Here is a 20,993-nt window from a genome sequence, read left to right as displayed (position 1 = left end):
GGAGGCGCAGCCGCTGCGCCTCCCCCTTTACATCTCAGCCGTTCAGCGCGGCGCTGGCCGCGAAACGGGTAGCCTGACTCAGCGACGGTTGCCCATAATCCGCAGCAGCATCAGGAAGAGGTTGATGAAGTCCAGATAGAGCGTTAACGCCCCCATGATCGAGTAGCGACGCAGGTTTTCCGTGTCGCGCGCATCAATCTGCTCACCGATATTTTTCAGCTTCTGGGTGTCATAGGCGGTCAGGCCGACAAACACCACCACTCCGATGTAGGTAATCGCCCACATCAGCGCCGGGCTCTTCAGCCAGAAGTTCACCAGCGACGCCAGCAGGATGCCGATCAGCGCCATAAAGAGCAGACTGCCAAACCGGCTCAGATCGCGTTTGGTGGTGTAGCCGTAGAAGCTCATCGCGCCAAACATCCCGGCGGCGACAAAGAAGGTGCTGGCGATGGAAGAGTAGGTGTAAACCAGGAAGATGCTGGCCATCGTGACGCCGGTCAGCGCCGAATAGAGCATAAACAGCCCGGTCGCCACCGCCCCGCTCAGGCGATGCACCATGCCTGACAGGAAGAACACCAGCGCCAGCTGCGCGATAATCAGCCCGAAGAAGGTGATCCGGTTGGCGAAGACCAGCTCCATGACCGCAGGCGTACGTGCAGCGAACCAGGAGACAAACGCCGTCAGCAGCAGACCACAGGTCATCCAGCCATACACCTGGGCCATGTAAGCCTGAAGCCCGCGCGAGGCGGGTTGAACGATAGAATCATGTCGTGGATATCGATCCATGATGCACCTCTTGATAAAGGGATGAGTAGTAAGACGCTCCACAGGGAGCCCTGTCAGATTTAAGTGTGGCACAGCTCAGCTCAACTGTGCCACAACATGCCGTTTAACGCCGCGACAGGCACTGCTGATAACGGCTGTCGACGCGCTGCGCAAACCACGCCGTCGTGAGATTGCGGGTAATTTTCGGGCTCTCCAGCTTAATGCCCGGCAGCATTTCACGCGGCAGCTTACGGCCCGCCATTTTATCCGCCAGGGTAAAGACCTGCTTCCAGAGTTCGCTGTCGCTGAACGACGCTTTCTCCCCCTTCTCCAGATCGCGCCGGATGGCGCTGTTGCTCATGTCGATCTGCTTCGACAAAGTGCGCACCGCCAGTTCGGTGCCGCCCGCCGCGTCTGAGCCATAGAGGATCAGATCGCCATCCAGCGCCAGCTTCATCCCGGTCGCCTTCGCCACCGCCGCCTGGAACGCCGCGTTGCGACTGGCGTACCAGCCCGCATTGAAGTCCGCGAAGCGGTAGAGCGGCTGGCTGTAGTCAGCCGGGTAGCCGAGCAGGTGCATCGTGCCGAAGTAGATCCCGCCGTGACGGGTAAAGACTTCACGCCGGATCGTGCCATCAACCGGCCACGGGTAGCCTTTGGCATGCGCCTCGGCAAAGGCAATGCTGACCTGCATCGGCCCGCCCGTGTGGATCGGATTGAGATTGCCAAACAGCGTCTGGCCCATCGGCACCATGTCGATCAGGTCATCAAAGATGGCGCTCAGCTCTTTTTCACTGCGCACTTTGTCGAGCCGCGCCGCGTAACTTTCGCCGGTCGGGGATTTAATCAGCAGCGCCGTGCGCACCAGAAAAGCCGGCACGTGGACTTTGGCCGCCCGGCGATTGATCTCACCCCAGGCGATTTTAGGCAGGCCGGGCACGGCCGCCTCGGCGCTGAAGTTGCTCTCCTGATCCGCCACGGCGATCACCGCGCAGAGGTTGCTGGCGCTGGGATCGATCTGCTGGGTGCGGAAAGAGGTGTAGATATCATCGCTCCATGCCGCTTTGTTGCTGACATGCGACGGCAGCAGCCGCTGAATTTGTGCTTTCACATCCTCAGGCTGCCGGACCGGCGCCTCGGGGGTTTTCTTGCTGCTACAGCCCGCCAGCACCAGCGCGGCGACCAGTGTCAGACGTTGCAGAATCGGGGTGGATGACATGCCTGTCCTCAGAATGAACCAAAACCCTACTCTATCATCGCCAGCGTTTCACAGGCAGGCGGGAACTGAACTAAGGTTACCTTTTTTAACGTTAAAGGAACTTACGATGTTTAAACTCTGGCCTGTTGCGGCGTTCAGCCTGTTATTGACCGGCTGCGGCGCCAATAATACGCCTGCTCAGGTGCAGTCACCGGGCGCGCCCACCTCCTCCTCGCTGAAGCTGCTGGAGACCGGCGCCAGTGTGATGCAGTCACGACCGCCGATTGAGGCAATCAACACCTATCTGGATGGCTTCCATTTTTACAATGGTGACCAGAACGGTCAGATGGAGGCACACCACTACGTCACCGTGCTGAACGAGGATGTGATGCAGGCGGTGATCTATGACGGCAACACCCGCGACGCGCGGCTGATGGGGGTGGAGTACATCATCAGCGAACGGCTGTTCAACACCCTGCCCCCGGAGGAGAAGAAGCTGTGGCACAGCCACCAGTATGAGGTGAAGTCGGGCACGCTGATTGCGCCGGGCTTACCCGCCAGCGCCGATCACGCCCTGATGAAACGCATCGTGAATACCTACGGGAAAACCTGGCACACCTGGCATACCGACCGCGATAAAACGCTGCCGCTGGGCATTCCGGCACTGATGATGGGCTTTACGGCGGATGGTCAGATGGATTCCCGGCTGCTGGCCGACCGCGATCGCCGCTTCGACGTCGACAGCAAAGCGGTTCGCGCCCGGCGCGCCGATATCGTGGCGCACCCGGCGGCGGCGGGTGCGAACGCGTGGCAGCAGGGCCAGGTGATCCAGCTCAAGCGGACGACGGGCGGCGGTGAGCACAGTCACGGCCAGACCCGCTTTGGCCCGGCGGAGCAGCTGAAGCAGCCGTAATTCCGCGCTACTCCCAGCGCTGAGCGGCCTGGTGATCGCTGTCGCGGGCATCCACCCAGCGGTCACCCTGCTCTGTCGCTTCGCGTTTCCAGAAGGGCGCGCGCGTTTTCAGGTAATCCATGATGAATTCGGCGGCGGAAAAGGCGCTGCCGCGATGGGCGCTGGTCACGCCGACCAGCACGATTTCATCGCCGGGAAACAGCTCGCCGACGCGATGGATCACCGTGACGCGCTGCAGCGGCCAGCGTTCACGCGCCGCCGCCACGATCTCCTGCAGCGCTTTCTCGGTCATACCGGGATAGTGCTCCAGCGTCAGCGCCGCCACATCACTCCCCAGATTGTGGTTGCGGACTTTACCGGTAAAGGTCACGACCGCGCCATCTTCATCACAGGCGGCCAGCCAGCGATATGCTTCCGCCATGTCAAACGGCGCGGGGCCGACGCGAATCTGCGTATCCATCTTAGCCTCCGGTCACGGGCGGGAAAAAGGCCACTTCATCCCCGGCGTGCAGGGGATGCGTCATCGGCACCAGCGTCTGATTGACCGCCGCCAGCAGCTTACCCGACGCCAGCGCCAGCGCCCAGCGGTCGTCCCTTGCAGCGAGGGATGCGCGCAGTGCCGCCACGTCCGGATAGTCCGCGCTGACCTCCAGTGCGGCCGTGCCGGTCAGCTCGCGCACCTGGGCAAAAAACAGCACCTTAATCATGGGCCACCGCCTGAAAATCGCCGCTTTTGCCACCGCTCTTGCTGATTAAACGCAGCTGATCGATGACGATATCTTTCTGCACCGCTTTGCACATGTCGTAGATAGTCAGCGCGGCCACCGAAGCCGCGGTCAGCGCCTCCATCTCCACGCCGGTTTTGCCACTCAGGCGGCAGAGCGAGGTGATGCGGACCCGGCTGTGCGCCGGTTCTGCTTCGAGGTTCACTTCCACTTTGCTCAGCATCAGTGGATGGCAGAGCGGAATCAGCTCCCAGGTGCGTTTCGCCGCCTGGATACCGGCGATGCGGGCGGTGGCAAAGACATCCCCTTTATGGTGGCTGCCCTCGATAATCATCTGCAGCGTTTCCGGCTGCATCAGCACCAGCACTTCTGCCCGCGCTTCGCGCACGGTTTCAGCCTTGGCGGAGACATCCACCATGTGCGCTTCGCCCGCGGCGTTAATATGTGTAAGTTGAGACATGCTTATTGTTTCTTCAGATGTGAGACAAAATTACAGGGCGCGGTGCGCGCATCGATCTGATCGGCAATGATGCGCTCCCAGGCGGTACGGCAGGCGCTGGTCGAACCCGGCACGGCCAGAATCAGCGTCTGATTCGCCAGACCGGCAATGGCACGTGACTGCAGGGTCGAACCGCCAATCTCCTCATAGGAGATCATCCGGAACAGTTCGCCAAATCCCTCAATCTCGCGGTCAAACAGCGGCAGCAGCGCTTCCGGCGTGCTGTTCTTCAGGTTAAACCCGGTGCCGCCGTTCACGATCACCACCTGCACATCGTCACTGGCGATCCAGCGCGACACGGTGGCACGAATGCGATAGAGATTCTCCGGCACGATAGCGTGATCGACCACGCTGTGGCCCGCTTCCGCCGCCGCGCTGCGCAGGTAGTCACCGGAGGTGTCGTTGCTGGCATCGCGACGATCGGAGACCGTCATCACCGCAATCTGCACCGCCTGAAATTCGCTGGCTGGTTTACCCATACTGCCTCCTGAAATTAGCCGCCAATGTAAGAGAGATTCTGTGTGATGCCGGTGTTGCCCTGATGGAGAAAATGGGTCTGCTTCTTCTGCCCCAGGCTGCTGGCAATGCGCGCCTGCAGTTCAGCCTGCTGGTCGTCCGACGCCAGCAGATCGCGCAGCGGAATGCCGCCGTCGCCAAACAGACAGAGGTGCAGATTGCCCTGCGCGGAGACGCGCAGACGGTTGCAGCTGGCACAGAAATCTTTGGCGTAGGGCATAATCAGGCCGATCTCGCCGACATAATCGGGATGGTAAAAAACCTGCGCCGGGCCGTCACTGCGTTCGCTTTCACGACGCTGCCAGCCCTGAGCGATCAGCTGGTCGCGGATCACCGCACCGGAAACGTGCTGATCGCGGAACAGCGAACCGCCGTCACCGGTTTCCATCAGTTCGATAAAGCGCAGCTGAATCGGACGGTTGCGGATCCAGTCCAGGAAGGTGGTAAGACTGCGGCTGTTAAGATCGCGCATCAGCACGCTGTTGACTTTCACCTGGCGAAAACCGGCGTCAAAGGCGGCATCGATGCCGCTCATCACCTGATGAAATTTATCCTGACCGGTAATGGCGTGAAACTGGCGGGCATCCAGACTGTCCACGCTGACGTTCAGCGCGGTTAAGCCTGCCTCGCGCCACTGCTTCACGTCACGCGCCAGCCGGTAGCCGTTAGTGGTCACCGCGATCTGACGAATGGCGGCGTTTTCACGCACCGCGGCGATGATGTCGGTGAAATCACGGCGCAGCGACGGCTCACCCCCGGTCAGCCGCACTTTTTCCGTGCCGGCTGCCGCAAAGGCCCGCGTGACACGGCGGATTTCATCCAGAGAGAGAAAGCTTTTGTTACGAATTCCCTGCGGCTTGTAGCCGTCCGGGAGACAGTAGGTACAGCGGAAATTACAGACATCCGTGACCGACAGGCGCAGGTAATAGAACTTACGCGCGTATGCATCAGTAAATTGTGACACCAGAACACCTTTCCAGATTGGGAGATGCAGTCATTTCTTCCTGCACCCTGGCAGCTCGATGGCTACGGCCTGAACCCCCTATCCGCAGACTTAGGCATTCAGGCTTGAGTGTACGCTGACCCGTTGATCAGCGCGGTAAACATGATGGTAGCGTGATTCACGCCACTCTTCCATTCGCTGTTTTCGCTATATATTCTTATACATATCGAATTTTCACCGCATTTTCGCGACAGGATACGTTAAAATGCCCGCCTGATTTTGACGTAAGTCATCCGCGCGGGCTTAGCGTTTAGAGCCTCGCCACGCGAAAGGAAGTAAGGAGAAGTATGAATCGCACACTGGCCGATCTTGATCGCGTTGTGGCACTGGGTGGCGGACACGGTCTGGGCCGCGTGATGTCTGCCCTTTCCCCGCTGGGCTCGCGTCTCACCGGCATTGTCACCACCACCGACAACGGCGGTTCAACCGGCCGTATCCGCCGTTCCGAAGGCGGTATCGCCTGGGGGGATATGCGCAACTGCCTGAACCAGCTGATTACCGAACCCAGCGTCGCCTCTGCGATGTTTGAGTATCGTTTCGCCGGTAATGGCGAACTGGCCGGGCACAACCTGGGTAACCTGATGCTGCGCGCGCTGGATCATCTCAGCGTGCGCCCGCTGGAGGCGATCAACATCATCCGCAACCTGCTGAAGGTGGATGCCTTTTTAATCCCGATGTCGGAGCAGCCGGTGGATCTGGTGGCGATGGATGCGGAAGGCAACATGGTTTACGGCGAAACGGCGATTGACGAGATGAAGCAGCCGCCGCAGGAGCTGATGCTGCATCCGAATGTCCAGCCCACGCGGGAAGCGCTGCAGGCGATTGGTGAGGCGGATCTGATCCTGATCGGGCCGGGCAGTTTTTATACCAGCCTGATGCCGATCCTGCTGATGGATGAGATGGCGCAGGCGCTGCGGCGCACGCCCGCCACCATGGTCTTTATCGGCAATCTGGGCCGCGAGCTCAGCCCCGCCGCCGCCAGCCTGTCGGTGGCTGACAAACTGGCGATGATGGAGCGTTACATCGGCAAGCGAGTGATTGATGCGGTGGTGGTCAGCCCGGCGGTCGATACCCGGGGGATTGACGATCGGCTGATCGTCCGTGAACCGCTGGAGGCCGCCGACATTAAATATCGTCACGACCGCCAGCTGCTCAGGGTGGCGCTGGAACACGCCATTCAGGGTTTTAACGGCGCTATGAGGCCGCAATAAACAGCGTACGCAGCTCATGCAGCTGGTCGCGCACGTTCGCCGCCTGCTCGAACTCCAGGTTCTGCGCATGCTGCTGCATCTGTCCCTCCAGCTCGTGGATCTTCTTCTGCAGCGCCTGAGGCGTTAAGGTCAGCAAATCGGCCTGAGCCTGCGCTTCGCCCGGGCGGGCCGGTCTGGCTTTGCCACGGGTTTTCACCACGTTGTTGCCGAGTTCCAGAATATCGGTGATTTTCTTGTTGAGGCCCTGCGGCACGATGCCATTCTTTTCATTGTGCAGCTGCTGTTTCTCACGGCGGCGTTCGGTTTCTTCAATGGCGCGCGCCATCGACGGCGTGATTTTATCGCCGTAGAGAATCGCCTTACCGTTGACGTTTCGTGCCGCACGACCGATGGTCTGGATCAGGGAACGTTCTGAACGCAGGAAGCCCTCTTTATCCGCATCCAGGATCGCGACCAGCGACACTTCCGGCATATCCAGCCCCTCACGCAGTAAGTTGATGCCCACCAGCACATCAAACTCACCCAGACGCAGGTCGCGGATGATCTCCATACGTTCCACCGTATCGATATCGGAGTGCAGATAGCGCACCTTCTCGCCATGCTCTGTCAGATACTCGGTGAGATCTTCCGCCATGCGTTTGGTCAGCACCGTCACCAGGATACGTTCATTGGCCGCCACGCGCTGACGGATCTCCGACAGCAGATCGTCAACCTGGGTGCCGACCGGACGCACTTCGATGATCGGATCGAGCAGACCGGTCGGACGCACCACCTGATCGACCACTTCATTGCCCGATTTTTCCAGCTCATATTTACCCGGCGTCGCCGACACGTAGATGGTCTGGGGCGCCAGCGCCTCAAACTCTTCAAACTTCATCGGACGGTTATCCAGCGCCGACGGCAGACGGAAGCCATACTCCACCAGCGTCTCTTTACGCGCCCGGTCGCCTTTGTACATGCCGCCAATCTGCGGAATGGTGACGTGGGACTCATCTACCACCAGCAGGCCATCGGCAGGCAGATAGTCAAACAGCGTCGGCGGCGCTTCGCCCGGCCCGCGGGCAGAGAGATAGCGTGAATAGTTTTCGATGCCGGAGCAGTAGCCCAGCTCGCTCATCATTTCCAGATCAAACTGGGTACGCTGGGTGATACGCTGCTCTTCCAGCAGTTTGTTGTTCTCCAGCAGCACCCGCCGGCGATCCGCCAGCTCCACTTTGATCTCTTCCATCGCCTGCAGGATGCGCTCGCGCGGCGTGACGTAGTGGGTTTTAGGGTAGATGGTAAAGCGCGGCACCACCGACTCGATCTGGCCGGTCAGCGGGTCGAACAGCGACAGCCGCTCAACCTCTTCGTCAAACAGCTCTACGCGCAGCGCAATGTCATCCGACTCCGCCGGGAAGATATCGATCACTTCGCCGCGCACCCGGAAGGTCCCGCGCTGGAACGCCTGGTCGTTTCGGGTGTATTGCAACTCTGAGAGACGACGCAGAATACTGCGCTGATCGATGATCATGCCGCGGGTCAGGTGCAGCATCATTTTCAGATAGAGATCGGGGTCGCCCAGACCGTAAATCGCGGAGACGGACGCCACCACGATCACATCCCGCCGCTCCAGCAGCGCCTTGGTGGCCGACAGACGCATCTGTTCGATGTGCTCATTCACCGAGGCATCTTTTTCGATAAAGGTGTCGGAGCTGGGCACATAGGCTTCAGGCTGATAGTAGTCGTAGTAAGAGACGAAGAACTCCACGGCGTTATCCGGGAAAAACTCTTTCATTTCGCCATAAAGCTGGGCGGCCAGCGTCTTATTGGGCGCCAGCACCATGGTCGGACGGTTGAGGTCGGCAATCACGTTGGCGACGGTAAAGGTTTTACCGGAGCCGGTTACCCCTAATAAGGTCTGATGGGCCAGTCCATCCTCCAGTCCCTCTTCCAGGCGACGGATCGCCTCAGGCTGATCGCCTGAAGGTTTAAAGGCAGAGTTTAATTTAAAGGCTTTGCTCATGAATGCATTTCCTGCTGGAGAAGTCGGCGGGCAGGCACTTATTTTACTCGGCTATGGTGATTTTGCCAGAAAATAATACTGGATATAAAAACAGTAATGGTGCAATGTTAACCCTGTTGCGGTTCCGCTCCCCTCTCTGGCGCGCGATGAAAATCCAGGCGAAGCGTGTTGCGCAAGGTTATCCCCAGGCAGAGATCGGATTTAACATTTGTCAATAGAGCGTCACAAAATTACAGTCTGGTTACCTGACAGAGAAATCGCAGGCTTGTTTTTTAATAAAATACTGATTTTACTGGCTTTAGCTTATGAGGCCAGAATCTCGTCATTATGTTACCAGGCCCCGTATTTCCTCGCTTCCAACTGGTTTTCATTACCTAATGCACAAGGTTATCCACAGGAATAGTGGATAAGTGATGGCAGCCCCGCCGCCATCAGCTGTGTATAGTTTTTCCCTGCCCTTCTGACACCGCGAAAATAATTTTTTTTCCGTTAAATTTTGCGCCCGCGGCTGGCGGAATAGTCTGCATTTTTAATCCTTCCCCCCGCTGGCCAGGCAAATTTCCGGGCGCCGACTAGAATTCTTAATCAGATTCGTTGCCTTCTCAGAGCACGCCTGCACCAGGAACAGCGCCGCCAGGCACTGCAAAAGTGCAGGTGCGTAATGACCGTGGGGAATTGATAAGTTTTTCTCACCTTTCCTTCCCCGAAAGCAGGCACAGCAGCAGAAAACAGGGCCGTTTTAAGATTTGGCCTGGGAATTGCAGGACTCTCTGGCACCAACGCGCACCAGGCGCACTGAGCTGCAACGGCGACAGGGCCGCTGCTGATGACTTGTTTGCCAGACGACAGAGAGCGGAAGCATTCAGGCTAATGATCGGGAAGGAGAGTGTCAGATGCTGAGTTTACGTTCGGTGAATCAATTTTACGGTCAGAACCACATTCTCTGGGATGTGGACCTCGATCTGGCGCCTGGCACCTGCACCGGCGTTCTGGGCCGGCCTGGCATGGGCAAAACCACGCTGGTGAACTGCATCATGGGCAGACTGCCTATCAACAGCGGCTCTATCTCCTGGAAGGAAGATGGCTCCCCGCCGGAAGATCTGCTGCTGCAACCGGCTGAACAGCGGGCACAGATGGGGATCGGCTACGTGCCGCAGGGCCGCCATATTTTTACCCAGATGAGCGTGGAAGATAACCTGCTGATCGCCCTGCTGGCGGGTGCCAGTCAGCACGATCGCCATCGCGCCATTCCTGAAATGGTGTTCGATCTCTTTCCGGCACTCTATTCGCTGCGCCAGCAGCGCAGCGGCGATCTGCCTGTCGATCAGCAGCAACAGCTGGCCCTGGCGCGTGCGCTGGTGCTGCAACCTAAACTGCTGATTCTCGATGAACCCACCGACGGCATGTCGCCGTGGCTGGAGGAGGAGATGGGCAATCTGATCCGGCGGCTTAACCTCGACTACGGGCTGACCATTCTCCTGCTGGAGCAGCGCCTGTCGCTAATCCGCCGCGTGGCAGACTACTTTCTGCTGCTGCACCGTGGTCGCAATGTGGCGCACGGCAGCATGGCGCAGCTTGACGACTACACCGTCGATAAATGGCTGACGGTGGCCTGAGGGCAAAACCGGATGCGGCGGGCAGAGCCGCCGCTGGCCGCAGTGACGGCCGGGCCGGGTCCGCTTATTCAGGCAGCGTCAGGTAGTGTCCACAGGCAGCCTGCTGCGCCTCATCCGTGAGATAGGGGATCGTGCCCAGACAGGGGGCAGGCAAGCGCTGTTTCAGGCTGGCGAGATAGTGCTGATAACGTTTGCCCGGTGGCTCGATGGTATTCGCGATCCAGCCTGCCAGCGTCAGCCCACGCGCCCGTACCGCCTCTGCGGTGAGCAGCGCATGGTTGATGCAGCCCAGCTTAATCCCCACCACCAGAATCACCGGCAGCTGTTCGCTGACTACCCAGTCCGCATAGGTGTGCGTCTCCGACAGCGGGGTGTACCAGCCCCCGGCCCCCTCGACCAGAATCCAGTCCGCCAGCGGCTCCAGTGCCGCCAGACCGGCCGACAGCGCCAGATGGGTAATCGGCCTGCCCTCTTCCGCGCTGACGATGTGCGGCGATGTCGGTTCCATAAAGGCCAGCGGATTGACCTGCGGATACGTTAACGCGACGCTGCTGTAACGCTGCAGGGCCAGCGCATCGCTGTTGCGGATGCCCTCCGGCGTCATCTCACAGCCCGACGCCACCGGCTTATAGCCCGCACAGCGGAAGCCTGCGGCGGCGGCGGCCTGCAACAGCGCGCCGCTGGCGACCGTTTTGCCGACTTCGGTGTCGGTGCCGGTGATAAACAGGCGTTTCATGATGCACTTACTCCATAAATTAAATGATAACTCAGGCGGTAGCCGTGCCGGTCGCGCGGCCAGTGCGCCTCTAACCGGCTGAGGCGTTGCCGGGTTAACACCTGGCCGTCACGCCCCTGATGCAGATGGGTCGCGCCAATGCCCTTCAGTGAGCGCATGGCGCTGAGCGCATCGGGAAAATGGATCGTCACCCGCTCCGAGGTGCAGCGCAGCGGCCAGGCATGGCAGGCGGCGGCAATCTGCGCCTCGCTGAGAAAGCGATTGGCATGCGGCAGTGCGTCCAGATGTGACCAGGCTTCATGCACCTCCTGCAGCGAATCGTCCCCAAGGGTGGAAAAGAGCAGCGTGCCGCCGGGCCGCAGCACCCGCCGGAACTGGGCCAGCGCCTGCGGCAGATCGTCACTCCACTGCACCGCCAGGTTGCTCCAGACCAGGTCAAAGCTGTTGTCCGCCAGCGGCAGCGCATCAATGTCTCCCGCCAGATAGTGCTGCGCCGCGTCGTTGCGGCGTGCCTGTTGCAGCATCTGCGGGGAGAGATCCAGCGCCGTGACCTGTTTGCCGCGCGCGCGCCAGAGCCGGCTGTACCAGCCGGTGCCACAACCGGCATCCAGCAGGTGCAGACCACTGTCGACCGGGGCGTGTGCCAGCAGGGCATCGCCGCTCAGACGCTGCAGGGCGGCATGCGCATCGTAGTGGCTCGCCGCCCGGCCAAAAGCGCGAGCGACCGCCTGTTTGTCAACCTGCAGCGTCATGCAGCGCCTCCAGTAGCCGATCGATATCCTCAGGGCGATGTGCCGCCGTCAGGGTGATGCGCAGCCGGGCGGTACCCGGTGGCACGGTAGGCGGCCGGATAGCGCTCACCCAGCAGCCCGCCTCAGCCAGCCGCGCAGAGAGCGCCACCGCCTCGCTGTTTTCACCCACCAGCAGGGGCTGAATCGCACTCTCTGAATCCATCAGCTGCCACGGCAGCGACGCCGCGCCGCGCCGGAAATGCCGGATATTCTGCTGCAGGCGCTGACGCAGCGCCTCGCCCTGCTGAACTTCATGCAGCGCCGCCTGCAGCGCAAAAGCCTGGGCGGCGGGCATAGCGGTGGAGTAGATCAGATGACGGCTGAACTGCAGAAAGTAGTCGGCGGTGTCGGCATCGCACAGCAGGGCCGCGCCGCTGACGCCAAAGGCTTTGCCGAAGGTGATCACCTGCAGTTCCGGCCGGACGCCCTGCTGCCAGCAGCTGCCGCGCCCCTGCTCACCCACCACGCCAATGCCGTGCGCATCATCCACCAGCAGCCAGCCTCCGGCCTGACGCGTCTGCTGCGCCAGTGCAGCCAGCGGCGCGCTGTCGCCATCCATGCTGAAAATCCCCTCCGTCACCACCAGCGTCTCCCCCTCACAGGGTGAGGCGAGCCGCGCTGCCAGACTCTCCGGCGCGTTGTGAGTGAACCGGCGCAGCTGCGCCGGGCTGTGGCTGGCCGCGTCGAGCAGTGAGGCGTGGCTGAGTTTATCAGCCAGGATGCGATCGTTTTTCTCCCCCAGCAGATGGATCACCGCCTGGTTAGCTGCGAAACCGGAGATAAAGAGCAGCGCACGGTCATAGCCGAGCCAGTCGGCCAGCTGCGCCTCCAGATCGGCATGCTGCCGGTGATAGCCGGTTACGTGCCCTGAAGCCCCCGCGCCCGCCCCGGTCAGCGCCGCCCCCTGCTGCCAGGCCGCGATCACCGCCGGATGACGGGTCAGGCCGAGATAATCATTGCTGGAGAAGTGGTGATAGCAGCGACCGCCGCTGTGCAGCGTGCGGGTCGTCTGTTCGTCAATAATCCGTCGCTGCCGCCAGCCGTCGGCCGCACGACGCTGATCCAGCGCCTGCCGGAATCGTTGCTGCCAGCTCATTACAGCGCCGCGTTGTAGAACTGTTCCGTGTCGGCATGGAACAGCTGCTCGCTGAGATGCTCTTCCTGCTGCTGATCGCCGTGCTGCGTGTGCGTATGCTCCGGGTTCAGCCCCAGTTTGCGGAACAGCACCCGATCGGTATCCTCTTCCGGGTTTGGCGTGGTCAGCAGCTTGCAGCCGTAGAAAATGGAGTTCGCCCCGGCCATGAAGCACATCGCCTGGGTCTGTTCGTTCATCTGCTCCCGGCCTGCTGAGAGACGCACATGGGAGGTCGGCATCATGATGCGCGCCACCGCGATGGTGCGGATAAAATCGAACGGTTCCACATCGTCGTTATCCGCCAGCGGTGTGCCTTTCACCTTCACCAGCATGTTGATCGGCACGCTCTCGGGTGGCGTCGGCAGATTGGCTAACTGCACCAGCAGACCGGCGCGATCGTTCACGGTTTCCCCGAGGCCGACGATCCCGCCTGAACAGACTTTGATCCCGGCGTCGCGCACTTTGCCCAGCGTATCCAGGCGCTCCTGATAACTGCGGGTGGTGATAATGGAGCCGTAAAACTCCGGCGAGGTGTCGAGGTTGTGGTTGTAGAAATCGAGCCCCGCGCCCGCCAGTCGCTGCGCCTGCTGCTCGCTGAGGGTGCCCAGCGTCATGCAGGTTTCCATTCCCATCGCCTTGACGCCTTCAACCATCTTTTCCAGATAGGGCATATCGCGCTCGTGCGGATTTTTCCACGCGGCCCCCATGCAGAAGCGGGTCGAACCCGCGGCTTTGGCCTGACGGGCGGAGGTCAGCACCTCTTCCACTTCCATCAGGCGTTCCGACTCCAGACCGGTCTTGTAGCGCGCACTCTGCGGGCAATATTTACAATCCTCCGGGCAGGCACCGGTTTTAATCGACAGCAGGGTACTGACCTGCACCTGACGCGGGTCGAAGTGCTGACGGTGCACCTGCTGCGCTTTAAACATCAGTTCAAGAAAGGGTTCATCAAACAGCGCTTGCGCCTGTGCAATTGTCCAGCGTTGAGCCATTACTTACTCCAAAAAGGGTGTCATCCCGACAGAAAGCAGGGGTATACTTGTAAACTATATTTTTTTATTTTGGTTTACAACTCCGATGACCCTCTCCGCGTTCACCTCTGAAGATGCCCGTTTTGACCGCCAGCATATCTGGCACCCCTACACCTCCATGCAGGATCCCCTGCCCTGCTACCCCGTGGTGGCCGCCCGCGGGGTTACGCTGCAACTCGCCGATGACCGTGAGCTGGTGGATGGCATGTCCTCCTGGTGGGCCGCGATCCACGGCTACAACCATCCGCGCCTGAACCAGGCGCTGACCGCGCAGGTTGCACAGATGTCCCACGTCATGTTTGGTGGCATCACCCACCCGGCAGCGGTGGCGCTCTGCCGCCAGCTGGTGGCGATGACGCCTGAGGCGCTGGAGTGCGTCTTCCTGGCGGACTCCGGTTCGGTGGCGGTGGAAGTGTCGATGAAGATGGCGCTGCAATACTGGCTGGGCCGCGGTGAGACGCGCCAGACCTTTCTGACGCTGAAGCGCGGCTATCACGGCGATACCTTTGCAGCGATGTCGGTGTGCGATCCTGAGAACTCCATGCACAGCCTGTGGCGCGGCTATCTGCCGGAACATCGCTTTGCAGCGGCACCGGCCTGCGGCTTTGACGATGCGTGGCAGAGCCAGGACTTTGAGGATTTTGCCCGGCTGATTGAGACACACCATCAGCAGCTGGCGGCGGTGATTCTGGAGCCGATTGTGCAGGGCGCTGGCGGCATGCGTTTTTATCATCCGCGCTACCTGCAGCAGGTGCGGGAGGCGTGCGACCACTACGGTGTGCTGCTGATTGCCGATGAGATCGCCACCGGATTCGGCCGCACCGGCAAGCTCTTTGCCTGCGAGCACGCGGGCATCACCCCGGATATTCTCTGCGTCGGCAAGGCGCTCACCGGCGGCATGATGACCCTGGCGGCCACCCTGACCACCCGCGAGGTGGCGGACACCATCAGCCGCAGTGCGGCAGGCTGTTTCATGCATGGCCCGACCTTCATGGGCAATCCGCTGGCCTGCGCGGTCGCGTCGGAGAGCCTGAAGATGCTGACGGAAGGAGAGTGGCAATGCCAGGTGGCAAACATCGAACGGCAGCTGCGGGCTGAACTGCTGCCGCTGCGCCACTCGCCGCAGGTGGCCGACGTGCGCGTGCTGGGCGCGATTGGCGTGGTGGAAACGCATCAGGCGGTCAACATGGCGGCGCTGCAGCAGTTCTTTGTGGAACAGGGGGTCTGGATCCGCCCGTTTGGCCGCTTAATCTACCTGATGCCGCCCTACATCATCACGCCACCGGCGTTAAGCCGGCTGACCGCTGCGATTGCCGGCGCGCTGGATCATCCGCACCATTTTGTCTCCTGAGCAGGCTGACCGCTGGCACTGGCTGCGCTTTTGGTTATGATGAAAGGCTATTCATCGACAGTTAAGGAGATGTGATGCGCGTTTTTAGTCAGGATTTTAATGACGGCGAGAAGATGCCTGAGAAGCATGTTTTCAACGGCATGGGTTATCACGGCGAGAATATCTCTCCGCATCTGGCCTGGGAAGCGGCACCGGCGGGCACGAAAAGTTTTGTGGTGACCTGCTACGATCCGGATGCCCCGACCGGGTCCGGCTGGTGGCACTGGGTCGTGGCGAACATCCCGGCCAGCACCACCTCCCTGCCACAGGGTGCCGGTTCCGGTAAAGCGGAGCTGCCTGCAGGCGCCGTGCAGACCCGAACCGATTTCGGTCAGGCGGGTTACGGTGGCGCAGCACCGCCGCAGGGCGAAACCCATCGCTACATTTTCACCGTGCATGCGCTGGATGTGGAGACGATTGAAGTGGATGAAGGCGCCAGTGGCGCGATGGTCGGCTTCAATGTGCATTTCCACGCTCTGGCGAGCGCCTCGCTGACCGCGAACTATCAGTAACAGGGGACGCTTTCCTCTTCTGACCGTGTCCCCTGCATGCTGAGCGGATTCATCGCGGTCAGAGGCACCCGGATTTGCGTTTTTCAGCCCTCTGAATGCCTCTCCTGCTCAGGAGAGGCGTTTTCAGGATAGGTTACGCCTGCAGCGAGTGGATCACGACCCACATCGGACCCTGGCCCACGGCATAACGCCCCAGCGGCTGTAACAGCCCTTTCGGTTCATTAATGGCATAGACTTCAATGTGATGCGACTTCTGCCCCGCCGCCACCAGATAGCGTCCGCTGTGGTCGATATTAAAGCCGCGCGGCTGCGTTTCGGTCGGCTGGAACCCTTCCAGCGTCAGCTCATCACCCAGTTCGCTGACGCTGAAGATCGCCAGCGTGCTGCTGGTGCGATCGCAGGCATAGAGGAAACGGCCATCCGGCGTCAGGTGAATATCGGCTGCCCAGCGCGTGCCGCTGAAGTCCGGCGGCATCATGTCCAGCGTCTGGACGCTCTCGGCTTCTCCCCCGCCCTGATTTAACGCCCAGACCTCAACCGTGCTGTCGAGTTCGTTCACGCAGTAGGCGTACTGCCCGCCCGGATGGAACTGCATGTGACGCGGACCGGCACCCTCGACCGTCGTCACCTGCGCCTGCTCACGCGGCGTCAGCTGACCGTCTGCGCCCAGCGCAAACAGACAGATGCGATCCTGCTTCAGGGCCGGCACGTAGAGCGTCTTATTGTCATTGTCGATGTTGGCGGAGTGACAGCCCTCCAGTCCGTTAATCACCTGCAGCGGCGCCTGCGGAATCCCATCCTCACCAATCGGGCTGACGCTGACGCAGGCATCGTTGTAGGAGCCACAGAAGAGGAATTTCCCCTGATGATCGGTGGAGATGTGGGTCGGACTGCCGGGCAGCGGCGCCTGGCCCGCTTCCGTCAGCGTGCCGTCTGCGGCAATACGGAATGCCAGCACGCGAAAATTGGGACGAACACCGACATAGAGAAAATCGCGCTTCGGACTCACCACCATCGGCTGAACCTGGCCGGCGACATCGGTCACCTGAAGCAACGTCAGCCCACCCTCATCATTCATCTGCCAGACGTGGATCTGCTGGCTCTCGGGACTGGCGGTGTAGACAACTTGTTTCATGCATTCTCCTTTTTTGCTGCCTGATCATGAACTGTCAATCACTGTAGCGCGTTTTATTGCCGGACGCTGGAATCATTTGTGCCCTGTTTTTTGTCTCCGGGCCGCGGTCAGGTGTAGACTTTAGCCCTCGCAAACCCGGATGAATGGAAGGATTAATGAGCTACCGTGTAATTGCCCTCGACCTCGACGGCACACTGCTGACCCCCGCCAAAACGATTCTGCCGCAGTCCATCGAGGCGCTGAACCAGGCACGCCAGGCGGGTATTCACGTCGTTATCGTGACCGGACGCCATCACTGCGCCATCCATCCTTTTTATCAGGCGTTACAGCTGGAGACACCTGCGATCTGCTGTAATGGCACCTATCTGTACGATTATCAGGCGAAAAAGGTGCTGGCGTCCGACCCGCTCGATCCGCAACTCGCCCTTGAGGTGATCGACAGGCTGAACGCGCAGCGGATTCACGGCCTGCTCTATGTGGATGATGCGATGCTCTATCAGACCGCAACCGGACACGTGACGCGTACCCTGAAGTGGGCCGAATCACTCCCTGCCCACCAGCGCCCGCTGTTTCGTCAGGTGCCTGACCTCGCTCAGGCGGCGCGCGATGCCGGTTCGATCTGGAAGTTTGCGCTGTCGCATACCAACATTCCGGAACTGCAGCAGTTCGCCAGCCAGGTGGAAACGGAGCTGGGGCTGGCCTGCGAATGGTCGTGGCACGATCAGGTGGATATCGCCCGCGGCGGCAACAGCAAAGGCAAACGACTGGCGCAGTGGGTTGAATCACAGGGCCTGAGCATGTCAGATGTAATCGCCTTCGGTGACAACTACAACGATCTCAGCATGCTGGAAACGGCCGGACTGGGGGTGGCGATGGGCAACGCCGACGAGGCGATTAAAGCACGGGCGAAGAAGGTGATCGGCACGAACCTTGAAACCGCCATTGCCGATACCCTCCATCAGTACGTGTTGTAATCAGGGCGTCACCGAGACGCTTTTAATCTGGGCATAGAGCCATTGATCGGGCCGGATGCCCAGCTCATCCCGCGCCCACGGCGTGATGCGCGCCCAGAGTTCGCTGATGCCGATGCGCAGCTTCACCTCAACCTGATCGCCGACCTCCACCAGCTCCACCACCTGCGCGGGCAGAATGTTGCGGATGGAGCTGTGCTGGGGTGGCTGCAGCGCCAGCGAAACGTCGGCCGAGGCGATGCGAATGCGCAGCGGGGTCTTCACTGGCTGATTCACCCGGCTGACCCAGATATGCTGATCGCCCAGCGACAGCGCGGTCATCGGGTAGTCGGGATGCTGCTCCAGCACCTGCACCCGCAGCACGCTGGTCAGTTCACTCATCGGCAGCCAGGGACGCATCGCGCTGCTGCTCCAGACCCGCTCCAGCGGTCCGAAGGCTTTAACCCGCCCCGCATCCAGCACCAGCACGTTATCGGCCAGCTGCAGGATCTCCTCCAGGCTGTGCGAAACGTAGAGCATCGGAATATCGACCTGCTTCGCCAGCTTTTGCAGATAAGGCATCAGTTCGCGTTTGCGCGGCAGATCCAGTGACGCCAGCGGCTCATCCAGCAGCAGCATATCCGGTGCGGTCAGCAGCGCACGGCCAATGGCGACCCGCTGCTTCTCGCCGCCCGACAGCGACAGCGGAAAGCGTGGCAGCAGCGCCTCCAGCCCCAGCAGAGATACCAGGGTGTCAAACTGCGCTTTCATCGCGGGCGCCATGCCATATTGCAGGTTGCCGCGCACCCGGTAGTGGGGAAAGAGCCGGGCATCCTGAAAGACATAGCCGATACGCCGCTTTTCCGGCGGCAGCGATATCCCCTGCTCCGCATCAAACAGCAGCCGGTCATTCAGCGCTATCCGTCCGCGCTGGGGCTGAGTCAGGCCGCTGATCGCGTTGATCAGCGAGGTTTTACCGGCCCCGGAAACGCCGAAGATGGCCGTGATCCCGCTGGCCGGGATCTGCAGGTCGACCTCTAAGTGATGATCGCCCTGCTGCTGCATAAAATTGAGTGACAGCATCAGCTTCCCATCCGCTTACGACCGGCACGGGCCAGCCATTCCGACGCCAGCAGCGACGCCAGCGCCAGTACAATGGCGATCACGCAGAGGCGCGCCGCCGCCCCTTCTGCACCCGGCGTCTCGATCAGGGTAAACATCGCCAGCGGCAGGGTGCGGGTCTCGCCCGGTATATTGGAGACAAAGGTGATGGTCGCGCCAAATTCACCCAGCGAGCGGGCAAAGGCGAGCACCGTCCCGACGATCACGCCTGGCAGGGTCAGCGGCAGCGTAATGGTGAAGAACACCCGCCAGCGTCCGGCCCCCAGCGTGCGCGCCGCCTGCTCCAGCCGGCTGTCGACCGCCTCCAGCGCCAGCCGGATGGCGCGCACCATCAGCGGAAAAGCGATCACCGCGGAGGCCAGTGCGGCCCCCCGCCAGCTGAAGGCGAAGCTGAAACCGAACCAGTCATAGAGCTTTTCACCGATGATGCCGCGCCGGCCCAGGGTAATCAGCAGCAGATACCCCACCACCACCGGCGGCAGCACCAGCGGCAGATGGATCAGGCTGTCGAGCAGCGCTTTGCCGGGAAAACGGCAGCGCACCAGAATCCAGGCCATCAGGATGCCAAACGGCAGGCTGCCGAGCACGGCAATGCCAGAGACTTTGAGGCTGAGCAGTACCGCCTGCCATTCGGGATCGCTGAGTATCATTTCGTCGGTGTGAATCCGTAGTGTCTGAAGATAGCCGCCGCTTCCGGCCCTTTCAGGTAGTCATAAAACGCCTTAACGGCGGCGCGGTTGTGTTCGTTAACGATCGCCATAGGATATTCCACCGGTTTGTGGCTGCTGGCCGGGAAATGCCCCACGACCTGCACTTTTCCGCTGGCCACGGCGTCGGAGCCATACACTATGCCATACGGCGTTTCGTTGCGCTCGACCAGCGCCAGCGCCGCCCGCACGTTGTTAGCCGGGGCTAATACCGGTGCGACCTGCGGCCAGGCCCCCAGGTTCTGCAGCGCCTCTTTGGCGTAGAGTCCCGCCGGCACATGATCCGGGTCGCCGACCGCCAGACGTTCACCGTGCAGCAGGCTTTTCCAGTCCGTCTGCTTGTCCAGCGTAACCGCTTTTGCCGCGGCGCTGCGCGGGGCGATTAACACCAGATCGTTGCCCAGCAGCGTATAACGGCTGCTCTTCATCATGCTGTTTTTAGCGACCGCATCGTCCATCCACTGCTGATCGGCAGAGATAAAGAGATCGGCAGGGGCCCCCTGTTCAATCTGGCGCGCCAGCGTGGAAGAGGAGGCAAACGAAGCGACGACGTTCACGCCCTTCTCCTGCTGATAACGGCTTGCAATATCCTGCAGGGCATTGGTCAGTGAGGCCGCCGCAAACACGGTAATATTATCGGCGGCAACCGCCTGACCGGCCAGTGAAAAAGTGACCAGCGCCGCGACGCCCCAGCGAGTGTAATGGTGTGACATGATCTTCTCCGGCTATTCGTTGTGTAGCGGATAATATAACGCATTATCACGGCATCCCGATAAATTATCGGCAGCAGAGAGAGAAGGATGAAGGGGGACGGGATAAAAATGACCGCGCCCGCGCAGAGAGGCGGGCGGGGCAGAAATCAGTTGTGCGAACGGGCGGAGGATTTTTCGCGATGACCAAATTTTGAGATGACGTTAAACACTTCACCCAGGCCATAAATGATACCCAGCATCAGCGCCATCACCACAGGCACCATCAGGACGGCTACGGCGAGGCTTTTCAGTAATTCCAGCATCGGGAGTCTCACTCTGAG

General features: G+C 60.7%; 23 protein-coding genes and 1 riboswitch. Of the genes, 6 read left to right on the top strand and 17 right to left on the bottom strand.

From position 1 onward, the window contains the following. Positions 1–78 precede the first annotated feature (78 nt). Positions 79–786, bottom strand: a complete 708-nt coding sequence (locus tag AC1V0D_RS02165) for a Bax inhibitor-1/YccA family protein (RefSeq protein ID WP_046101458.1) — start codon at positions 784–786, stop codon at positions 79–81. Positions 787–889: 103 nt separating this feature from the next. Further along, a complete protein-coding gene (locus AC1V0D_RS02160; RefSeq protein WP_058958322.1) occupies positions 890–1,984 on the bottom strand; it encodes a DUF1615 domain-containing protein in 1,095 nt (364 codons plus the stop codon). 106 nt (positions 1,985–2,090) lie between these two features. On the opposite strand from AC1V0D_RS02160, the gene AC1V0D_RS02155 reads away from it, so the two are divergent. Next, positions 2,091–2,876: an OBAP family protein gene (locus tag AC1V0D_RS02155; protein ID WP_009091325.1), complete on the top strand. Its 786-nt coding sequence runs from the start codon at positions 2,091–2,093 to the stop codon at positions 2,874–2,876. A 7-nt stretch (positions 2,877–2,883) separates the two neighbouring features. On the opposite strand, the gene moaE is transcribed toward AC1V0D_RS02155, so the two are convergent. The 5 genes from moaE to moaA all read right to left on the bottom strand — a co-directional run bounded on the left by moaE (position 2,884) and on the right by moaA (position 5,580). Then, the gene (gene moaE / locus AC1V0D_RS02150; RefSeq protein WP_009091326.1) at positions 2,884–3,336 is read right to left on the bottom strand and encodes a molybdopterin synthase catalytic subunit MoaE; all 453 of its coding nucleotides are present in this window, start codon (positions 3,334–3,336) and stop codon (positions 2,884–2,886) included. Between the two features lies 1 nt (position 3,337). Then, complete coding sequence (moaD, locus tag AC1V0D_RS02145) at positions 3,338–3,583, bottom strand: molybdopterin synthase sulfur carrier subunit (protein WP_009091327.1); 246 nt, start codon at positions 3,581–3,583, stop codon at positions 3,338–3,340. Next, positions 3,576–4,061: a cyclic pyranopterin monophosphate synthase MoaC gene (gene moaC / locus AC1V0D_RS02140; protein ID WP_111207711.1), complete on the bottom strand. Its 486-nt coding sequence runs from the start codon at positions 4,059–4,061 to the stop codon at positions 3,576–3,578. The genes moaD and moaC overlap by 8 nt, the downstream gene beginning before the upstream one ends. A 2-nt stretch (positions 4,062–4,063) precedes the next feature. Continuing rightward, on the bottom strand, positions 4,064–4,579 hold the full coding sequence (gene moaB / locus AC1V0D_RS02135; protein ID WP_009091329.1) for a molybdenum cofactor biosynthesis protein B: 516 nt from the start codon (positions 4,577–4,579) through the stop codon (positions 4,064–4,066). A 14-nt stretch (positions 4,580–4,593) separates the two neighbouring features. Then, positions 4,594–5,580, bottom strand: a complete 987-nt coding sequence (gene moaA / locus AC1V0D_RS02130) for a GTP 3',8-cyclase MoaA (RefSeq protein ID WP_058958325.1) — start codon at positions 5,578–5,580, stop codon at positions 4,594–4,596. After that, a riboswitch (molybdenum cofactor riboswitch) is annotated at positions 5,570–5,703 on the bottom strand. (Overlaps the previous gene by 11 nt.) 203 nt (positions 5,704–5,906) lie before the next feature. Between moaA and AC1V0D_RS02125 the strand changes: the two genes are divergently transcribed. Beyond that, entirely contained in the window at positions 5,907–6,830 is a 924-nt protein-coding gene (locus AC1V0D_RS02125; RefSeq protein WP_009091333.1) for a gluconeogenesis factor YvcK family protein, read from the top strand. Here AC1V0D_RS02125 and uvrB read toward each other — a convergent pair. Beyond that, on the bottom strand, positions 6,814–8,835 hold the full coding sequence (gene uvrB, locus AC1V0D_RS02120; protein WP_009091335.1) for an excinuclease ABC subunit UvrB: 2,022 nt from the start codon (positions 8,833–8,835) through the stop codon (positions 6,814–6,816). The two genes, AC1V0D_RS02125 and uvrB, sit on opposite strands and share 17 nt — an antisense overlap. Before the next feature lie 893 nt (positions 8,836–9,728). On the opposite strand from uvrB, the gene AC1V0D_RS02115 reads away from it, so the two are divergent. After that, on the top strand, positions 9,729–10,451 hold the full coding sequence (locus AC1V0D_RS02115; protein WP_009091339.1) for an ABC transporter ATP-binding protein: 723 nt from the start codon (positions 9,729–9,731) through the stop codon (positions 10,449–10,451). A 64-nt stretch (positions 10,452–10,515) separates the two neighbouring features. On the opposite strand, the gene bioD is transcribed toward AC1V0D_RS02115, so the two are convergent. The 4 genes from bioD to bioB are packed head-to-tail and all read right to left on the bottom strand — an operon-like array spanning position 10,516 to position 14,105. After that, complete coding sequence (gene bioD, locus AC1V0D_RS02110) at positions 10,516–11,187, bottom strand: dethiobiotin synthase (protein ID WP_140028243.1); 672 nt, start codon at positions 11,185–11,187, stop codon at positions 10,516–10,518. Further along, complete coding sequence (bioC, locus tag AC1V0D_RS02105) at positions 11,184–11,939, bottom strand: malonyl-ACP O-methyltransferase BioC (protein ID WP_009091341.1); 756 nt, start codon at positions 11,937–11,939, stop codon at positions 11,184–11,186. The genes bioD and bioC overlap by 4 nt, the downstream gene beginning before the upstream one ends. After that, positions 11,923–13,074, bottom strand: coding sequence for an 8-amino-7-oxononanoate synthase (bioF, locus tag AC1V0D_RS02100; protein WP_482906911.1), 1,152 nt, complete (start codon positions 13,072–13,074; stop codon positions 11,923–11,925). Before bioF ends, bioC begins: the two co-directional genes overlap by 17 nt. After that, the gene (bioB, locus tag AC1V0D_RS02095; RefSeq protein WP_009091343.1) at positions 13,074–14,105 is read right to left on the bottom strand and encodes a biotin synthase BioB; all 1,032 of its coding nucleotides are present in this window, start codon (positions 14,103–14,105) and stop codon (positions 13,074–13,076) included. Before bioB ends, bioF begins: the two co-directional genes overlap by 1 nt. An 85-nt stretch (positions 14,106–14,190) precedes the next feature. Between bioB and bioA the strand changes: the two genes are divergently transcribed. Continuing rightward, entirely contained in the window at positions 14,191–15,495 is a 1,305-nt protein-coding gene (bioA, locus tag AC1V0D_RS02090) for an adenosylmethionine--8-amino-7-oxononanoate transaminase (RefSeq protein WP_482906910.1), read from the top strand. Positions 15,496–15,569: 74 nt separating this feature from the next. Next, positions 15,570–16,046, top strand: a complete 477-nt coding sequence (locus AC1V0D_RS02085; protein WP_009091345.1) for a kinase inhibitor — start codon at positions 15,570–15,572, stop codon at positions 16,044–16,046. 133 nt (positions 16,047–16,179) lie between these two features. Here AC1V0D_RS02085 and pgl read toward each other — a convergent pair whose 3' ends face one another. Continuing rightward, positions 16,180–17,181, bottom strand: coding sequence for a 6-phosphogluconolactonase (gene pgl / locus AC1V0D_RS02080; protein ID WP_482906909.1), 1,002 nt, complete (start codon positions 17,179–17,181; stop codon positions 16,180–16,182). A 155-nt stretch (positions 17,182–17,336) separates the two neighbouring features. On the opposite strand from pgl, the gene AC1V0D_RS02075 reads away from it, so the two are divergent. Next, a complete protein-coding gene (locus AC1V0D_RS02075; RefSeq protein ID WP_154927953.1) occupies positions 17,337–18,155 on the top strand; it encodes a pyridoxal phosphatase in 819 nt (272 codons plus the stop codon). Here AC1V0D_RS02075 and modC read toward each other — a convergent pair whose 3' ends face one another. From modC to AC1V0D_RS02055, 4 genes are all read right to left on the bottom strand, one after another. Then, entirely contained in the window at positions 18,156–19,214 is a 1,059-nt protein-coding gene (gene modC, locus AC1V0D_RS02070; protein ID WP_046101443.1) for a molybdenum ABC transporter ATP-binding protein ModC, read from the bottom strand. After that, positions 19,214–19,903 (bottom strand): molybdate ABC transporter permease subunit, encoded by a 690-nt coding sequence (gene modB / locus AC1V0D_RS02065; protein WP_167431114.1) that lies wholly within the window; start codon positions 19,901–19,903, stop codon positions 19,214–19,216. The genes modC and modB overlap by 1 nt, the downstream gene beginning before the upstream one ends. Then, the gene (gene modA / locus AC1V0D_RS02060) at positions 19,900–20,673 is read right to left on the bottom strand and encodes a molybdate ABC transporter substrate-binding protein (protein ID WP_140028235.1); all 774 of its coding nucleotides are present in this window, start codon (positions 20,671–20,673) and stop codon (positions 19,900–19,902) included. The genes modB and modA overlap by 4 nt, the downstream gene beginning before the upstream one ends. A gap of 146 nt (positions 20,674–20,819) precedes the next feature. Next, entirely contained in the window at positions 20,820–20,975 is a 156-nt protein-coding gene (locus AC1V0D_RS02055) for an AcrZ family multidrug efflux pump-associated protein (protein ID WP_009091356.1), read from the bottom strand. Between the last annotated feature and the right edge of the window lie 18 nt (positions 20,976–20,993).

It is taken from the genome of Pantoea sp. PA1, from assembly GCF_056856975.1.
The sequence above is the reverse complement of the archived record's forward strand: the minus strand, read 5'-3'. Positions and strand labels throughout refer to the sequence as shown.

What these genes read in the sequence shown, in the direction of transcription:
- AC1V0D_RS02165 (WP_046101458.1), bottom strand. Translation starts at nt 786, where the DNA reads ATGGATCGATATCCACGACATGATTCTATCGTTCAACCCGCCTCGCGC.
- AC1V0D_RS02160 (WP_058958322.1), bottom strand. Translation starts at nt 1,984, where the DNA reads ATGTCATCCACCCCGATTCTGCAACGTCTGACACTGGTCGCCGCGCTG.
- AC1V0D_RS02155 (WP_009091325.1), top strand. Translation starts at nt 2,091, where the DNA reads ATGTTTAAACTCTGGCCTGTTGCGGCGTTCAGCCTGTTATTGACCGGC.
- moaE (WP_009091326.1), bottom strand. Translation starts at nt 3,336, where the DNA reads ATGGATACGCAGATTCGCGTCGGCCCCGCGCCGTTTGACATGGCGGAA.
- moaD (WP_009091327.1), bottom strand. Translation starts at nt 3,583, where the DNA reads ATGATTAAGGTGCTGTTTTTTGCCCAGGTGCGCGAGCTGACCGGCACG.
- moaC (WP_111207711.1), bottom strand. Translation starts at nt 4,061, where the DNA reads ATGTCTCAACTTACACATATTAACGCCGCGGGCGAAGCGCACATGGTG.
- moaB (WP_009091329.1), bottom strand. Translation starts at nt 4,579, where the DNA reads ATGGGTAAACCAGCCAGCGAATTTCAGGCGGTGCAGATTGCGGTGATG.
- AC1V0D_RS02125 (WP_009091333.1), top strand. Translation starts at nt 5,907, where the DNA reads ATGAATCGCACACTGGCCGATCTTGATCGCGTTGTGGCACTGGGTGGC.
- uvrB (WP_009091335.1), bottom strand. Translation starts at nt 8,835, where the DNA reads ATGAGCAAAGCCTTTAAATTAAACTCTGCCTTTAAACCTTCAGGCGAT.
- AC1V0D_RS02115 (WP_009091339.1), top strand. Translation starts at nt 9,729, where the DNA reads ATGCTGAGTTTACGTTCGGTGAATCAATTTTACGGTCAGAACCACATT.
- bioD (WP_140028243.1), bottom strand. Translation starts at nt 11,187, where the DNA reads ATGAAACGCCTGTTTATCACCGGCACCGACACCGAAGTCGGCAAAACG.
- bioC (WP_009091341.1), bottom strand. Translation starts at nt 11,939, where the DNA reads ATGACGCTGCAGGTTGACAAACAGGCGGTCGCTCGCGCTTTTGGCCGG.
- bioF (WP_482906911.1), bottom strand. Translation starts at nt 13,074, where the DNA reads ATGAGCTGGCAGCAACGATTCCGGCAGGCGCTGGATCAGCGTCGTGCG.
- bioB (WP_009091343.1), bottom strand. Translation starts at nt 14,105, where the DNA reads ATGGCTCAACGCTGGACAATTGCACAGGCGCAAGCGCTGTTTGATGAA.
- bioA (WP_482906910.1), top strand. Translation starts at nt 14,191, where the DNA reads ATGACCCTCTCCGCGTTCACCTCTGAAGATGCCCGTTTTGACCGCCAG.
- AC1V0D_RS02085 (WP_009091345.1), top strand. Translation starts at nt 15,570, where the DNA reads ATGCGCGTTTTTAGTCAGGATTTTAATGACGGCGAGAAGATGCCTGAG.
- pgl (WP_482906909.1), bottom strand. Translation starts at nt 17,181, where the DNA reads ATGAAACAAGTTGTCTACACCGCCAGTCCCGAGAGCCAGCAGATCCAC.
- AC1V0D_RS02075 (WP_154927953.1), top strand. Translation starts at nt 17,337, where the DNA reads ATGAGCTACCGTGTAATTGCCCTCGACCTCGACGGCACACTGCTGACC.
- modC (WP_046101443.1), bottom strand. Translation starts at nt 19,214, where the DNA reads ATGCTGTCACTCAATTTTATGCAGCAGCAGGGCGATCATCACTTAGAG.
- modB (WP_167431114.1), bottom strand. Translation starts at nt 19,903, where the DNA reads ATGATACTCAGCGATCCCGAATGGCAGGCGGTACTGCTCAGCCTCAAA.
- modA (WP_140028235.1), bottom strand. Translation starts at nt 20,673, where the DNA reads ATGTCACACCATTACACTCGCTGGGGCGTCGCGGCGCTGGTCACTTTT.
- AC1V0D_RS02055 (WP_009091356.1), bottom strand. Translation starts at nt 20,975, where the DNA reads ATGCTGGAATTACTGAAAAGCCTCGCCGTAGCCGTCCTGATGGTGCCT.